This is a genomic window from Streptomyces flavofungini, assembly GCF_030388665.1.
In the GTDB taxonomy this organism is placed as follows: domain Bacteria; phylum Actinomycetota; class Actinomycetes; order Streptomycetales; family Streptomycetaceae; genus Streptomyces; species Streptomyces flavofungini_A.
Genome location: NZ_CP128846.1, coordinates 7,372,869 through 7,387,944, shown reverse-complemented (window position 1 = coordinate 7,387,944; position 15,076 = coordinate 7,372,869). Strand labels below are relative to the sequence as shown.

12 protein-coding genes are annotated in these 15,076 nt (G+C 71.7%); 2 read left to right on the top strand and 10 right to left on the bottom strand.

Going from position 1 to position 15,076, the window contains the following annotated elements; genetic code table 11:
* The first annotated feature begins 21 nt into the window (after positions 1–21).
* On the top strand, positions 22–852 hold the full coding sequence (locus QUY26_RS31680) for a nucleotidyltransferase domain-containing protein (RefSeq protein ID WP_289952733.1): 831 nt from the start codon (positions 22–24) through the stop codon (positions 850–852).
* On the opposite strand, the gene QUY26_RS31675 is transcribed toward QUY26_RS31680, so the two are convergent.
* The 10 genes from QUY26_RS31675 to QUY26_RS31630 all read right to left on the bottom strand — a co-directional run bounded on the left by QUY26_RS31675 (position 778) and on the right by QUY26_RS31630 (position 12,705).
* Positions 778–1,527 (bottom strand): nucleotidyltransferase domain-containing protein, encoded by a 750-nt coding sequence (locus tag QUY26_RS31675; RefSeq protein ID WP_289952730.1) that lies wholly within the window; start codon positions 1,525–1,527, stop codon positions 778–780. The two genes, QUY26_RS31680 and QUY26_RS31675, sit on opposite strands and share 75 nt — an antisense overlap.
* Before the next feature lie 123 nt (positions 1,528–1,650).
* Positions 1,651–2,886 (bottom strand): pseudouridine synthase, encoded by a 1,236-nt coding sequence (locus QUY26_RS31670; RefSeq protein WP_289952728.1) that lies wholly within the window; start codon positions 2,884–2,886, stop codon positions 1,651–1,653.
* A 12-nt stretch (positions 2,887–2,898) separates the two neighbouring features.
* A complete protein-coding gene (scpB, locus tag QUY26_RS31665) occupies positions 2,899–3,564 on the bottom strand; it encodes an SMC-Scp complex subunit ScpB (RefSeq protein ID WP_436840437.1) in 666 nt (221 codons plus the stop codon).
* Positions 3,561–4,442, bottom strand: coding sequence for a segregation and condensation protein A (locus tag QUY26_RS31660; RefSeq protein WP_289952727.1), 882 nt, complete (start codon positions 4,440–4,442; stop codon positions 3,561–3,563). Before QUY26_RS31660 ends, scpB begins: the two co-directional genes overlap by 4 nt.
* Before the next feature lie 170 nt (positions 4,443–4,612).
* Positions 4,613–5,221: a hypothetical protein gene (locus tag QUY26_RS31655; protein ID WP_289952725.1), complete on the bottom strand. Its 609-nt coding sequence runs from the start codon at positions 5,219–5,221 to the stop codon at positions 4,613–4,615.
* Positions 5,206–6,339: a ParA family protein gene (locus tag QUY26_RS31650; RefSeq protein ID WP_078618704.1), complete on the bottom strand. Its 1,134-nt coding sequence runs from the start codon at positions 6,337–6,339 to the stop codon at positions 5,206–5,208. The genes QUY26_RS31655 and QUY26_RS31650 overlap by 16 nt, the downstream gene beginning before the upstream one ends.
* A 387-nt stretch (positions 6,340–6,726) precedes the next feature.
* Positions 6,727–7,851 (bottom strand): alanine dehydrogenase, encoded by a 1,125-nt coding sequence (ald, locus tag QUY26_RS31645; protein ID WP_289952721.1) that lies wholly within the window; start codon positions 7,849–7,851, stop codon positions 6,727–6,729.
* A 134-nt stretch (positions 7,852–7,985) separates the two neighbouring features.
* Complete coding sequence (locus QUY26_RS31640; RefSeq protein WP_436840436.1) at positions 7,986–10,130, bottom strand: tetratricopeptide repeat protein; 2,145 nt, start codon at positions 10,128–10,130, stop codon at positions 7,986–7,988.
* 205 nt (positions 10,131–10,335) lie between these two features.
* On the bottom strand, positions 10,336–10,962 hold the full coding sequence (locus QUY26_RS31635) for an NUDIX domain-containing protein (RefSeq protein ID WP_289952719.1): 627 nt from the start codon (positions 10,960–10,962) through the stop codon (positions 10,336–10,338).
* Positions 10,963–11,049: 87 nt separating this feature from the next.
* On the bottom strand, positions 11,050–12,705 hold the full coding sequence (locus QUY26_RS31630) for a CTP synthase (protein WP_289952717.1): 1,656 nt from the start codon (positions 12,703–12,705) through the stop codon (positions 11,050–11,052).
* A 473-nt stretch (positions 12,706–13,178) separates the two neighbouring features.
* On the opposite strand from QUY26_RS31630, the gene QUY26_RS31625 reads away from it, so the two are divergent.
* On the top strand, positions 13,179–14,990 hold the full coding sequence (locus QUY26_RS31625; protein ID WP_289956210.1) for a glycoside hydrolase family 15 protein: 1,812 nt from the start codon (positions 13,179–13,181) through the stop codon (positions 14,988–14,990).
* Positions 14,991–15,076 lie beyond the last annotated feature (86 nt).

Here is a 15,076-nt window from a genome sequence, read left to right as displayed (position 1 = left end):
GCGAGGCCGTACCCTCCGGGCATGAACCCGGCGCCGTTCCCCCAGGTCCCCGACGTCCCCCAGGACCCGCTCGACCCGCTCGACCTGGTGCGCGAGCACACGATCTACGCCTGCGTCATGGGCTCGCGCGCCTTCGGCCTGGCCACGGACGGCAGCGACACCGACCGCCGCGGGGTGTTCCTCGCGCCCACCCCGCTGTTCTGGCGGTTCGAGAAGCCGCCGACGCACGTGGAGGGACCCGCCGACGAGCAGTTCGGCTGGGAGCTGGAGCGCTTCTGCGAGCTGGCCCTGCGCGCCAACCCGAACGTCCTGGAGTGCCTGCACTCCCCGCTCGTCGAGCACGTCACCGACACCGGCCGCGAACTCCTCGCCCTGCGCCCGGCCTTCCTGTCCCGCCAGGCCCACGAGACCTTCGCCCTTCCCCAAGCTCTCAACTTCGTTCGAGCAGGGGAGACCCCATCCGCCCTCGGCCAGCGCAAGAAGCTCGACGCGGACGTCCGCACCCACGGCGCCCCGCGCTGGAAGCACGCCATGCACCTGCTGCGGCTCCTGATGAGCTGCCGCGACCTGCTCCTGACGGGCGAGCTGACCATCGACGTCGGCGACCGCCGCGAGCCGCTGCTCGCGGTCAAGCGCGGCGAGGTCGGCTGGCCCGAGGTGGAGGCGTGGATGGCGCGCCTCGCGGCGGAGGCGGACGCGGCGGCGGCAAGCACCTCGCTGCCCCTGGAGCCGGACCGGCGGCGCGTCGAGGACTTCCTGTACCGCGCCCGCCGGGCCTCAGCCCTGGAGGCGGGCCCGTACGACGAGGTCGTGCAGCGCGTCGTACGCGACGGGGGCGTCCGGCAGGGCTGAGTTGGCCTGGGCCTCGTCCAGGACGGCGTGCAGGCGCTCGACGTCGGCGGCCACGCGCGCGTGGTCGACGTCGGCGGCGCCGTGCTCGGCCTCGCGCTTGGCCGCGATCAGCTCGGGCAGGTAGCCGGGGGCGTGGGTCTCGGCGAGCAGCGTGGGCAGATGGGCCTGGAGTTCGCCGGTGCGCATCAGGTGGATGCCGGTCAGCAGCACCCGGAACGTGTACAGGAGCGGCTTCAGCTCGCCGCTCCTGTCGAACAGCTTCCACTGGGTGGACGCGAAGCCCCGGTAGTGGTGCGCGTGGTGCGAGGTGAGGACGCCGGGCGCGAGCGCCGCCAGCTCCTCGTGCAGCGCGCCGGTGTGCACCACGAGCGGCGAGAGCAGCTGCTCCAGGACGTAGCCGTTGCGCCGCAGCAGCAGCCGGACGAACTTCCTGAGGTCGTGCGTGACGAGGTCCAGCTCGACGTCGTCGCGCACAGACATCCGCGACCGCGTCTCCTCCGGCTCCCGCAGCCCCACCAGGTCTCGCACCGGCAGCAGATGGACACCGCGCAGGTCCACGTCCGAGTCCCGGGACGGGAACCCGTACAGATGCGCCCCCGAGACCGTGGCGAAGACCAGCGGGTCGGGCTGCTCCGCGACGACGAAGCCCAGGTCGGCCACGCTGATTTCGATCATCCGCACAGCATCCCAGACGGCCGGACACGGCAGCCGGGCGACCACCCGGGAACGACGTCGGCCGCCCGCACCCGATCCGGGAGCGAGCGGCCGACGACGTACGCACGAAGACCTGAGGCAGGCCTACAGGTCGACTTCCTTCATCAGCATGCCGACCTCGGTGTTGGACAGGCGCCGCAGCCAGCCCGACTTCTGGTCGCCGAGGGTGATCGGCCCGAAGGCGACGCGCACCAGCTTGTCGACCGGGAACCCGGCCTCGGCGAGCATGCGCCGCACGATGTGCTTGCGGCCCTCGTGCAGGGTCACCTCGACCAGGTAGTTCTTGCCGGTCTGCTCGACGACGCGGAAGTGGTCCGCGCGGGCGTAGCCGTCCTCCAGCTGGATGCCGTCCTTGAGCTGCTTGCCCAGGTCGCGCGGGATCGGGCCGACGATGTGCGCGAGGTAGACCTTCTTCACGCCGTACTTCGGGTGGGTCAGGCGGTGCGCCAGCTCACCGTGGTTGGTGAGCAGGATGACGCCCTCGGTCTCGGTGTCGAGCCGGCCGACGTGGAAGAGCCGCGTCTCGCGGTTGTTCGTGTAGTCGCCGAGGCACTGGCGCCCCTCGTTGTCCTCCATGGTGGAGACGACACCGGCGGGCTTGTTCAGGGCGAAGAACTGGTACGACTGCGTGGCCACCGTCAGGCCGTCGACCTTGATCTCGTCCTTGTCCGGGTCGACGCGCAGGCCCTGCTCCATGACGATCTCGCCGTTGACCTCGACGCGGGCCTGGTCGACCAGCTCCTCGCAGGCACGCCGCGAGCCGTAGCCCGCGCGGGCGAGGATCTTCTGCAGCCGCTCGCCCTCCTGCTCGGCGCCGGGGAAGGTCTTGGGCGGGCTCACCTTGGGCTTGCCCGCGTACCGCTCGCGGTTGCGCTCCTCGGCCCGCGTCTCGTACTCGCGCGAGTACGCCGGGGCCGGGCGGCCACGACCGGCGCCGCGCTGGTCCTGGCCGCGCTTGGGGCCGCCCTTGGCGCCGCCGCGCGCCGAGGCGCCGCGACCCGACTTCGGGCCGTCCTGGGTGCCGCCGGGGCCCACGTCGTAGCGCCGCTCCTCGGGGCGGGGCTTGCTGGGGCGGCCACTGCCCTGCCGGTCGTCGCGACCGCCACCGGCACCCCGGTTGTCGCGACCGCCACCGGCACCCCGGTAGTCGCCGCGGCCACCGCCGCCGCTGTTGCCGCGGCCACCGCCGGTGGGACGGCCGCCGCTGTTGCCGCGGCCGCCACCGCCGGGGCGGCCGCCACTGTTGCCGCGGCCGCCGCTGTTGCCACCACGGCTCCCGCCGTTGTTTCCGCTGCTGTTCCTGCCGCTGCTGCTTCGCATCAAATGTCCGTCTTAGTCGTCTGCGTCCTCGTCACCCGGCGCATCGGGTGCGTCCGGGTCGAACGACGGGAGACCCTCCTGGGTCTCCGCCTCGATCGCGTCCGCCTCGGGGAGGAAGGGCGCGAGCTCGGGGAGCTCGTCCAGGCCGCGCAGGCCCATCCGCTCCAGGAAGTAGCTCGTCGTCCTGTACAGGATCGCACCTGTTTCGGGTTCCGCGCCCGCCTCCTCCACCAGACCCCGCTGCAACAGGGTGCGCATCACCCCGTCACAGTTCACTCCGCGCACCGCCGAGACCCGCGAGCGGCTGACCGGCTGGCGGTAGGCGACGACGGCGAGGGTCTCCAGGGCCGCCTGGGTGAGCCGGGCGTGCTGCCCGTCCAGGACGAAGCCCTCGACGGCGGGCGCGTACGCGGGCCGGGTGTAGAACCGCCAGCCGCCCGCCACCAGGCGCAGCTCGAAGCCGCGGCCCTGCACGGTGTACTCGTCGGCGAGCTCCCGCAGCGCGTCGGCGACGGCCCGCCGGGGGCGCTCAAGGACCTTGGCCAGGTGCTCCTCGGTCGCGGGCTCGTCCACGACCATCAGGACGGCCTCCAGGGCGGGCTTGAGGTCGAGCTCGGCGACGGCGGCCCGCAGGTCTCCCGCGGGGGCCTCGGGGCTCCCCTGCTGCACTGCGCTCACGGCTTCCTCTCCTCGTCCGGCTCGGGGGCCCGGTCGAACTCGTCGGTCACGGTCGGCTCCGCCTCGCCGTCCCCGCCGGTCCAGCGCACCATCAGCTCGCCGAGCGCGTCCTCCTGCTCCAGGGCGACGGCCTTCTCCCGGTACAGCTCCAGGAGCGCGAGGAAGCGGGCGACGACGGTCAGGGTGTCGTCGGGCCCCAGCTCCTCGATCAGGCCCCGGAAGCTCGCCTCGCCCCGCTCCTTGAGCCGGGCCACGACCACGGCGGCCTGCTCGCGCACGCTCACCAGCGGGGCGTGGATGTGGTCGACGTAGACCTGCGGCTTCGCCTTGGGCTGCATCGCCTTCACGGCGAGCTTGGCGAACCCTTCGGCGCCGATGCTGATGACGACCTCGGGCAGCAGCTCGGCGTGGTGCGGCTCCAGGCCGACGGTGCGCGGATAGCGCCGCGCCTCCTCGTCGAGCCGCCCGCTGAAGATGTCCGCGATTCTCTTGTACGCGCGGTACTGCAGCAGCCGCGCGAACAGCAGGTCCCGCGCCTCGAGCAGGGCCAGGTCGGCCTCGTCCTCGACCTCGGCGGCGGGAAGGAGACGGGCCGCCTTCAGATCGAGCAGCGTCGCCGCGACCACCAGGAACTCGGTCGTCTGATCCAGGTCCCAGTCCGGCCCCATGCCCCGGATGTGCGCCATGAACTCATCGGTCACCTTGGACAGCGCGACCTCGGTGACATCCATCTTGTGCTTGGAGATGAGCTGAAGCAGCAGGTCGAAGGGCCCCTCGAAGTTCGCGAGCCGAACCTTGAACCGCCCGTCGTCAGGCTCGGCGGAGGCGTCCGGCGTCGGCTCCACCGCCACCTGGGGCTGCCCGTCGTCGTGGGCCATCGCCCCGCTGGGCAGGCCCCCGGTCTCGGGAAGGGCCGGGCTCGGGGAAGCAACCGCTCCACCACGCCCCAGCGACCGCCGAGGACGACGAGGCTGGGCGGGTACGGCGTCGGTCGGCATTCACGATCCAAGGAAGCGGCAACGGCAAGGCACTACGCGGAAAGGTACCGCTACCGCCCACGCAGCCGTCGCACGAGGATGCTCGCGTCCCCCCGCGATTCGAGGTCGGCCAGCACCACGGCCACCGCCTCCCGCACGATCCGTCCCCGGTCCACCGCGAGCCCGTGCTCCCCGCGCAGCACGAGCCGCGCGTGCTCGAGGTCCATCAGCTCCTCGGCGGAGACGTACACGGTGATCTTCTCGTCGTGCCGCTCACGCCCGCTGGGCCGCCGATTGGCGGCTCGGGCGCGGCGCCGCGCCTGCGCGGGCGTGTCACCGGAGGCGTTCGCGGACTTGCCGCCCGCGGCGGAGCTGGCAGAACCTTCCTGCGCCGGGCGCCGCCCGGAGCCCTTCCCGGCGTCCGTGCCGGACCCCGAGCGGCTGCGTGACGGAGCGCCGGACTCGGCGTCCGCCGCGGTGTGTTCGGCGGTCTCGGGGGAATCCCCGTCCTCCCGCGGGGCGGGGGACTCCTCGGCGGCCGCCTCGTCGCTCTCGCCCGCCGGAGCGGGCACCCTCGCCTCGCCATTCGCCTGGCGCCGCGGGGTGGACGCCTGCAGCGCCATCCCCCCGGTCGTACGGAACAGTTCGTCGGCCCCCGGCAGACTCACTCGGCGTGACACCGGGCGAGCACCTCCCTGGCGAGCTGGCGATAGGCGGCCGCGCCCACCGAGTTCGAGGCGTACGTCGTGATCGGCTCACCGGCGACCGTGGTCTCCGGGAAGCGCACGGTCCGGCCGATCACCGTGTGGTAGACGTGATCGTCGAACGCCTCGACCACGCGCGCGAGGACCTCGCGGCTGTGCACCGTGCGCGAGTCGTACATCGTCGCGAGGATGCCGTCGAGCTCCAGGTCGGGGTTGAGCCGCTCCTGGACCTTCTCGATGGTCTCGGTGAGCAGGGCGACACCGCGCAGCGCGAAGAACTCGCACTCCAGCGGCACGATCACCTTGTGCGCGGCGGTGAGCGCGTTGACGGTGAGCAGGCCGAGCGAGGGCTGGCAGTCGATCACGATGTAGTCGTAGTCGGCCATCAGCGGCTTGAGCGCGCGCTGCAGCGTGGACTCGCGCGCGACCTCGCTGACGAGCTGCACCTCGGCGGCGGAGAGGTCGATGTTGCTGGGCAGCAGGTCCATGTTGGGGACCGCGGTCTTCAGCAGGACCTCGTCCGCCGACATGCCCCGCTCCATGAGCAGGTTGTAGACGGTGAGGTCGAGCTCCATCGGGTTCACACCGAGACCCACCGAGAGCGCGCCCTGCGGGTCGAAGTCCACGAGCAGCACCCGGCGCCCGTACTCCGCGAGCGCGGCGCCCAGGTTGATGGTCGACGTGGTCTTGCCGACGCCGCCCTTCTGGTTGCACATCGCGATGATCTTCGCGGGGCCGTGGTCGGTCAGCGGCCCCGGGATCGGGAAGTACGGCAGCGGGCGTCCCGTGGGGCCGATGCGCTCGCGGCGCTGACGGGCAGCGTCCGGGGCGAGCGTGGCCGCGTACTCGGGATCGGGCTCGTACTCCGCGTCGGGGTCGTAGAAGTGACCCTGGGGCAGTTCCTCGTAGTCGGCGAGAGGGGTGGGGGTGGTGTTCTCGCCACTCCGGTCGCCGGCCATGGCGTTCACGTGATGGCCATCCATGCTCTGGGGTGCTGACTGTGTCGGCTGCGGACTCTGGCGGGCTTCGAAGGTGCGGACAGCGACGGAGCCGACAGCCTGAAGCCCGACGGGGCCCTGGCCTCGTCCAGTCATTCCTGGTTGACCACCCCCGGGAGCAAATGTCGACTCATTCACAAGTCGTCTTACCTCCTTGGTGACCAGGAAATTTCTAGATAGGTCAGCGTGGCACCATGCCGACGGTTGGCGACTCTATGGCGTGTCACCGCTCCGCAGCAACACAATCCGCCGGACCCGGCCCGATGTGTCGGCAATGGAACATCCCGATGTCAAGGGCGCACTGCATGGCATCGCCGCGTTTGCGTGGTGGACGAATCGCCCAAATGTTTACGTACAAGGCGAGTTGAGCGAGTGTACGCCCAACCGCCCGCGGCCGGACCCCTCACAAGGTCCGGCCGCGGGCGTGAGATTGACGACTTCCCTTGACCCGAGTCGACGGAAAAGCCGTGGTCGGCGTGGCGGTCAGCCGAGCAGCGACTCGAGCTCGACGTGCTCGAGACCGTGGGCCTCGGCGACCTCCTTGTAAACGACCTTGCCGTCATGGGTGTTGAGGCCCAGGGCGAGCGCGGGGTCGCGGCGCAGGGCCTCGACCCAGCCGCGGTTCGCCAGCTCGACGATGTACGGCATCGTGGCGTTGGTCAGGGCGTACGTGGAGGTATTGGGCACCGCGCCGGGCATGTTGGCGACGCAGTAGAAGACCGAGTTGTGGACCGGGAAGGTCGGCTCGGCGTGCGTGGTGGGGCGCGAGTCCTCGAAGCAGCCGCCCTGGTCGATCGCGATGTCGACAAGGACACTTCCGGGCTTCATGCGCGAGACCAGCTCGTTGGTGACGAGCTTGGGGGCCTTGGCGCCCGGGATGAGGACGGCGCCGATGACGAGGTCGGCCTCCAGGCACGCCTTCTCCAGCTCGAAGGAGTTGGAGACGACCGTCTGGATCTTCGTGCCGAAGATCTTGTCGGCTTCCTTGAGCTTGTTGATGTCGCGGTCGAGCAGGGTCACGTGGAAGCCCATGCCGATGGCGATCTGCGCGGCGTTCCAGCCGGAGACGCCGCCGCCGATGACGACGGCCTTGCCCGCGGCCACGCCGGGGACACCGCCGGGCAGCACGCCGCGGCCGCCGTTGGCGCGCATCAGGTGGTAGGCGCCGACCTGCGGGGCGAGGCGGCCCGCGACCTCGGACATCGGGGCGAGCAGCGGCAGGGCGCGGCTGGGCAGCTCCACCGTCTCGTACGCGATGGCGGTGGTGCCGGACTCCAGGAGGGCGTCCGTGCACTCCTTGGAGGCGGCCAGGTGCAGGTAGGTGAAGAGCGTCTGGTCCTTGCGGAGGCGGTGGTACTCCTCGGCGATCGGCTCCTTGACCTTCAGGAGCAGGTCGGCCGTGGCCCACACCTCGTCGGCGGTCTCCAGGATCTCGGCGCCGGCGGCGACGTACTCGCCGTCCGTGATCGAGGAACCGACACCGGCGTCGCGCTCGATGACGACCTGGTGGCCGTGGCGCACCAGCTCGTGCACACCGGCGGGGGTGATGGCCACCCGGAACTCGTTGTTCTTGACCTCGCGGGGGATGCCGACCTTCACGTCGATCACGGTCCTTGGCTCAGGGGGGTTTCGGGCAATGCGGTACAAACCGGCACGCAAGCGAGCGCATCGGAAGACACCACGTAAGCACGCGGCGGAGCCAGTCTAATGAAGGATTTCTCGCTGTCTAGCCTTCCAATAATTCAATCTTGACTGGATGCACTACGGATTTCGCAGGCGGAGGGTGCTCGTCCATCCGCCTCCCCAAGGTTCGCCCCGACTTCCTCACGGGAAGTCGGCGCAACCCCTGCGACCTCGGTGAACTCCTCTCCCAGCATGCGCTCGGCAGCCGCGCGGTGCAGCCCGGCGGCGGTCGGGTCGCCGAGCCGCTCCAGGGTGTCCGCGAGCCGCACCTGCAGCGCCGCCTGGAGGCGTACGTCGGCCGCCTCGCGCGCCCATTCGGCCGCTTCCTGGCAGGTGCGCAGGGACTCCTCGGGCCGCCCCGCGTACTCCTGGACGCGCGCCATCTCGCTCAGCGCCCGCGCCCGGCCCGCGACGTCGCCGATCTTGCGCAGGCCCGCGACGGCCGAGCGCCAGTTGCGCAGGGCCTCTCCGTAGCGCCCCGCGTAGGTGTGGGTGGTGGCGATGCGGCCGTGCAGCCGGGCGGCGTCGGCGCGCTCGTCGCGGGCCAGGCGCTGGGCCAGGGCCCTGCCGTACCAGTCGGCGGCCCGCTGGAAGTCCCCCAGTTCCTGGTAGGCGCCGCCTACGGATTCCATCGCGCGGCCGGTCGCGTACGGGTCCCCGGCGGCCCGGCCGCAGTCCAGGGCGGCGCGGTAGCGGGCCAGTGCCTCGTGCGTCCGCCCCGTCTGGGCGTCCAGGTCGGCGAGGTTCAGGAGCGCGGCGGCCTGCTCCCTCGGCAGGTTCCGGCGCTCGGCGACGTCGAGGACGAGCCGGTGGACGGCGTACAGCTCGGGCGCCGCGTCCCGCGTGCCCCGGTGCGCGACCAGGGCGCGGGCGAGTGCGGCCATCAGACGGCGGGCGAGGGTGTCCAGATCGCCGTCCGCGACCGCGAGCCGGGCCGCGGCGAGCAGCGCCGGCTGCCGGATCCGCAGCCACTCGGCGGCAGCCCGGGAGGTCGGGAAGCGCAGCGCCCGGGGCAGCCCGGCGAGTCTCTTGCGCGCCGTCGAGCCGTCGGGCTCGGTGACCGCCCGGCAGGACTGGAGCAGCCGCACGGTCCGCTCCAGCATCCGGGCCCGCGCCAACTGCACCTCCCCCGGCCGGTCCTGGCTCTGCGTCAACTCCCGCAGGAGCGGCACCAGGCACCCGGGCACCTCGTACTGCGGCAGCGGCGACGCGACCGCCCGCAGCAGGCCGAGCGCGACGAAGTCGTCGAGCGTGGCGCAGGCCGCGGACACCGAACAGCCCGCGAGCGCCGACGCGGTGTGCGGGTCGACGTACCCGGCGGGGGCGAGGCTCAGCAGTCGCAGTATCCGGGCGGCGGGCGCGGGCAGCGCGGCGTAGGTGTGCTGGAAGACCCGGGCCAGACCGGAGTCCGCGGCGCCCTCCTCGGGGCACTCCCTGACCTGCTTGGCGAGGTCGGCGACGGCGGCCTTGGGGCGAGCGGCGAGCCAGCCGCCCGCGATGACGAGCGCGGCCGGATTGCCGCCGCACGCCTCCACCAGGCTCTCCGCGGAGCGCGGGTCGACGGTGATGCGCACCGACCCCGCGCTGCGGGCCAGCAGGTCGAGGGCGGCCTTGGTGTCCAGACCGCCCAGGGTGCAGGGGCGGACGTCCGGGATGCCGGTGAGCGGGCCCTCGGACACGGCGAGGACCAGACAGTCGGGGCTGTCCGGGAGCAGCGGGTCGACCTGCGCGCCGCCCTCGCCGTCGGTCACGTCGTCGAGGAGGAGCAGGGCGCGGCGGCCGTCGAGGGCGGCGCGCAGGGCCGCCGCCAGGTCGTCCTCGTCGGCCCCCGCGGGCGCGGGGGCGCCGAGCGCGTCGAGCAGCTCGCGGGCGGTGCGCTCGGTGGGGACGGCGGCGCCGTCGGGGTCGGTGAGGCGGGCGCGCAGGACGCCGTCGGGGTAGTCGTCGGCGAGCTGCCGGGCGAGTTCCTCGGCGAGGGCGGTGCGTCCTGATCCGGGGCGGCCCGCGACGAGCAGGACGCGGGCGCGGGGGGCCTTGCGGCCGGAGAGGGTGTCGAGTCCCGCGCGGTCGATGTCGGCGCGGAGTTCCTTCAACTCCCGGTGGCGGCCGACGAATCGGCCGCCGTCCGCGGTGGCGGCCGCCGCACCGCCGGGCGAGGGCGCGCCACTCGCCGAACCGTCCGTGTCGACCGCCTGATCCGTCACGGGTAACGCTCCCGTCCGCCTGCGCACGAACCCGCCGGGACTCCGGTCGGGACGCTTTCAGAGCCTAGTTCAGGCGCTGCCGCGTTCCGGGCCGCACGGGGCCCACAAGTCGCCCGATCGGATCAGGAGATCGTCGGACCGCGCGCCGCCGGACGGGGGACGCGGGGCGCCGGAGGCGTTCGGCGCCCAGGCCTCGAACGTTCGCTCAGATCTCGAACGGTCGCGCGGGCCACGGCGCGTCGGCCGGGCGCAGGGAGTCGACGCCGTCGCCCTGGAGCGCGGCGGTGAGCGACAGGACGCCCACGACCAGGCAGTTGTTGTGCAGTTCACCGGCGAGCACGCCGCGTACCAGCTCCGCGAGGGGCACCCGCGCCAGCTCCATGTCGGACTCCTCCTCGGAGACCTCGAAGCGCTCGCCCTCGGCCTCGGAGAGGTCGCGGGCCAGGAAGACGCGCACGGCCTCGTCGCAGCCGCCGGGCGTGGTGTAGACGTCGGTGAGCACCCGCCAGTCCTCGGCCTTGACGTGCGCCTCCTCGTACAGCTCGCGCTGGGCGGCGTGCAACGGGTTCTCACCGGGGACGTCGAGCAGTCCGGCCGGGATCTCCCAGAGCTTGTGGCGGACGGGGTGGCGGTACTGGCGGATGACCAGGACGCGGTCCGCGTCGTCGAGTGCGAGGACGGCGACCGAGCCGGGGTGGACCTGGTAGTCGCGGCGGACCACTGTCCCGTCGGGCATGACGACGTCGTCGGTGCGCACCGAGGTCTTGTTCCCGACGAACGGGGTCTCGCTCGCCGTGACCTGCCACTCCTCGGCGGTGTCCTTGATCGTCATGTCGCCCTGCCCTTCCACGTGCACAAACAAAACAGAAACCGGGGTACGCGCCCGCAAGGCGCGCACCCCGGCAACCGTATCCCGCCGCTACTTGCCGGCGGCCTGCTGGCGCTGGACGGCGGCCTTCACCAGGCCCGCGAAGAGCGGGTGCGGCCGGGTCGGACGCGAGCGCAGCTCCGGGTGGGCCTGGGTCGCGACCAGGTAGGGGTGGACCTCGCGCGGGTACTCGACGTACTCGACGAGCTTGCCGTCGGGCGAGGTGCCGGAGAAGAGGATGCCGGCCTGCTTCTCCAGGTCGGCGCGGTAGGCGTTGTTCACCTCGTAGCGGTGGCGGTGGCGCTCCTCGACGTACTCCTTGCCGTCGTACACCTCGCGCACGATGGAGCCCTCGGCGAGCTTGGCCGGGTACATGCCGAGCCGCATGGTGCCACCCATGTCGCCCTCGCCCGCGACGATGTCGAGCTGCTCGGCCATGGTGGAGATGACCGGGTGGGAGGTGGCGGCGTCGAACTCGGTGGAGTTGGCGTCGGGGATGTCCGCGAGGTTGCGGGCCGCCTCGATCACGATGCACTGCAGGCCGAGGCAGAGGCCGAGCAGCGGGATCTTGTTCTCGCGGGCGAACTGGATCGCGCCGACCTTGCCGGACACGCCGCGGTCGCCGAAGCCGCCGGGGATGCAGATCGCGTCGACGTCGCCGAGCTGCTTGGCGGCGCCCGCCGGGGTCTTGCAGTCGTCGGAGGTGACCCACTTGATCTTGACGCGGGCCTTGTTGGCGAAGCCGCCGGCGCGCAGCGCCTCGGTCACCGAGAGGTAGGCGTCGGGCAGGTCGATGTACTTGCCGACCAGCGCGATGGCGACCTCGTGGTCGGGGTTGTGGACCCGGTCGAGCAGGTCCTCCCACTGGGTCCAGTTCACATCGCGGAAGGGCAGGTCCAGCTTGCGCACGACGTAGGCGTCCAGGCCCTCGGTGTGCAGGACCTTCGGAATGTCGTAGATCGACTTGGCGTCGATGGCGGCGACGACCGCGGCCTCGTCGACGTCGCACATCAGCGAGATCTTGCGCTTGATGGCGGTCGGCACCTCGCGGTCGGCGCGCAGCACGATCGCGTCGGGCTGGATGCCGATGTTGCGCAGGGCGGCGACGGAGTGCTGGGTCGGCTTGGTCTTCAGCTCGCCGGAGGGGCCGATGTAGGGCAGCAGCGAGATGTGCACGACGAAGACGTTGTCGCGGCCGACCTCGTGGCGGACCTGGCGGACGGTCTCCAGGAACGGCAGCGACTCGATGTCGCCGACGGTGCCGCCGACCTCGGTGATCACAACGTCGACCTCGTCCGTCGCCATGCGGCGGATGCGGTGCTTGATCTCGTTGGTGATGTGCGGGATGACCTGCACGGTGTCGCCCAGGTACTCGCCGCGGCGCTCCTTGGCGATGACCTGGGAGTAGACCTGGCCGGTGGTGACATTGGCCGAGCCGTCGAGGTCGACGTCGAGGAAGCGCTCGTAGTGGCCGATGTCCAGGTCGGTCTCGGCGCCGTCGTTGGTGACGAACACCTCGCCGTGCTGGAAGGGGTTCATCGTGCCGGGGTCGACGTTCAGGTACGGGTCGAGCTTCTGCATCGTGACGCGCAGGCCCCGGGCCTTGAGGAGCGCACCCAGGCTGGAGGCCGTCAGGCCCTTGCCGAGGGAGGAGGCGACACCCCCGGTGACGAAGATGTGCTTGGTCGTCGTGGATGTGGGTGGCATGGCCAAGAGGGGGCTCCCGTGCGTCGCGGTCTGAAGGTGCGTACCGGCGTCCGCTCCTGGTCGGAGGGAGGTGCCGTCGCTGCGGTTCGGGGGTTCTAGGACCACCGGCTCACGGGCTACCAGGGTATCAGCGACAGACGGGGGCTGCTTCCGGCCACGTCTTGACACGCGCTTTCACATCACGTACATGATCTTCACTGCTCGAACACTGGACGGGTACCGGACCGGCACCGCTTTCACCCGGAACTCGTTCGGCGTAGTCACGTTGGCGGGACGAGCGGGCAGATATCCGGGGCGTCGATGTATGTTGCTCGGACACTCGCTGCCGAGCCGTGCGCACGGGCTGAACCATCCCCCGTCGGCACTTCTGGACATCACTGGAAACCTTCGGGCCCGGCAGTTCGTTTTACAGCGAACCCTTGACCGTAGAACGAGCGCCCCGTGAGCGGGCGAACGTGGCCGTTTGAATGGGGATGCACGTGGCCGGGCGCATCGAGGATTACGCACTGATCGGGGACATGCAGACCGCCGCGCTGGTCTGCCGGGACGGCACGGTCGACTGGCTGTGTCTGCCCCGCTTCGACTCCCATGCCGTCTTCGCCGGCCTCCTCGGGACGGAGGAGCACGGCTTCTGGCGGCTGGGCCCCGCCCACGGTCCGGGCACAGCGCCCGCACCGGCGAGCCGGCGGACCTACCGCGGCGACTCCCTGATCCTGGAGTCCGAGTGGGACACCCCGCGCGGCACGGTCCGGGTCACGGACTTCATGCCGCCGCGCGACTCCGACGCCCCGCAGCTGGTGCGGATCGTGGAGGGCGTCAGCGGCCGGGTGCCGATGCGTTCCGCCCTGCGGATGCGTTTCAGCTACGGCCGCGTGGTGCCGTGGGTGCACAAGGTCGACGGGCGCACGGTGGCCGTCGCCGGGCCGGACTCGGTGTGGCTCGACACCACCGCCGAGACCTTCGGCAAGGACCTCACGACGTACTCGGACTTCACCGTCGCCCCCGGCGACCGCATCGCCTTCACCATCTCCTGGCAGCCCTCGCACAAGGAGCCGCCCGCCCACCCCGAGCCGGAGGCCGCGCTCACGGCGACGGAGGAGTTCTGGCACGACTGGGTCGCCCAGTGCACGTACCACGGCCCCTACCGCGAGGCCGTGGTCCGCTCCCTGATCACCCTCAAGGCCCTGACGTACGCCCCCACGGGCGGCATCGTCGCCGCGCCCACCACCTCCCTGCCGGAGGACATCGGCGGCTCCCGCAACTGGGACTACCGCTTCACCTGGCTGCGCGACGCCGCCATCACGCTCTCCTCGCTCCTGCGCACCGGCTATCGCGAGGAGGCCCGCGCCTGGCGCGAGTGGCTCCTGCGCGCGGTCGCGGGCGACCCCGAGAACCTGCAGATCATGTACGGCATCGCGGGCGAACGCGAGCTGGGCGAGGCGGAGCTCGACTGGCTCCCGGGGTACGAGAACTCGGCGCCCGTCCGCGCGGGCAACGGCGCGGCCCACCAGCTCCAGCTCGATGTCTACGGAGAGGTCACCGAGGCCCTGCACCTCGCCCACATGACCGGCCTCGCCCGCAACGACTACGCCTCCCTGCTCCAGCTCAAGCTGATCCGCTATCTGGAGACGCACTGGGACCAGCCCGACGAGGGCATCTGGGAGGTGCGCGGACCGCGCCGCCACTTCGTGCACTCCAAGGTGATGGCCTGGGTCGCCGTCGACCGCACCATCAAGCTCATCGAGTCCGGCGACGCCGACGGCCCCCTGGAGCGCTGGCGCGACCTGCGCGACGACATCCACCGGGACGTCTGCGAGAAGGGCTACGACAAGGAGCGCAACACCTTCACCCAGTCGTACGGCTCCAGGGAGCTGGACGCCTCGCTGCTCCTGATCCCGCAGGTGGGCTTCCTGCCGCCCGACGACAAGCGCGTCATCGGCACCATCGAGGCCATCCAGCGCGAGCTGTCCACGCCGGACGGCTTCATCCTGCGCTATCCGACCTCGGGTGACGACGCGGGCGTGGACGGCCTCGAAGGCGACGAGGGCGCCTTCCTCGCCTGCTCGTTCTGGATGGCCGACGACCTGGCGATGATCGGCCGCGTGGACGAGGCCCGCAAGCTCTTCGAGCGCCTGCTCGCCCTGCGCAACGACCTCGGCCTGCTCGCCGAGGAGTGGGACCCGCGCCTGCAGCGCCAGGTCGGCAACTTCCCGCAGGCGTTCAGCCACGTGCCGCTCATCGACACGGCCCTGCGGCTGACGGCTTCGGGGGCGTACGGGGGCTAGCGGCAGGTCGCAGGCGGCCGACACCGGGTCGTAGGACGGCGCCGCCGAGTCCGGGGGGGGGCCAGGGGCACCGGCCCGGCGCACCC

Excerpts from the sequence above, each read along its gene's own strand:
- QUY26_RS31680 (WP_289952733.1), top strand. The coding sequence starts at position 22 with ATGAACCCGGCGCCGTTCCCCCAGGTCCCCGACGTCCCCCAGGACCCG.
- QUY26_RS31675 (WP_289952730.1), bottom strand. The coding sequence starts at position 1,527 with ATGATCGAAATCAGCGTGGCCGACCTGGGCTTCGTCGTCGCGGAGCAG.
- QUY26_RS31670 (WP_289952728.1), bottom strand. The coding sequence starts at position 2,886 with ATGCGAAGCAGCAGCGGCAGGAACAGCAGCGGAAACAACGGCGGGAGC.
- QUY26_RS31660 (WP_289952727.1), bottom strand. The coding sequence starts at position 4,442 with ATGGCCCACGACGACGGGCAGCCCCAGGTGGCGGTGGAGCCGACGCCG.
- QUY26_RS31650 (WP_078618704.1), bottom strand. The coding sequence starts at position 6,339 with ATGACTGGACGAGGCCAGGGCCCCGTCGGGCTTCAGGCTGTCGGCTCC.
- QUY26_RS31635 (WP_289952719.1), bottom strand. The coding sequence starts at position 10,962 with ATGACGATCAAGGACACCGCCGAGGAGTGGCAGGTCACGGCGAGCGAG.
- QUY26_RS31630 (WP_289952717.1), bottom strand. The coding sequence starts at position 12,705 with ATGCCACCCACATCCACGACGACCAAGCACATCTTCGTCACCGGGGGT.
- QUY26_RS31625 (WP_289956210.1), top strand. The coding sequence starts at position 13,179 with ATGCACGTGGCCGGGCGCATCGAGGATTACGCACTGATCGGGGACATG.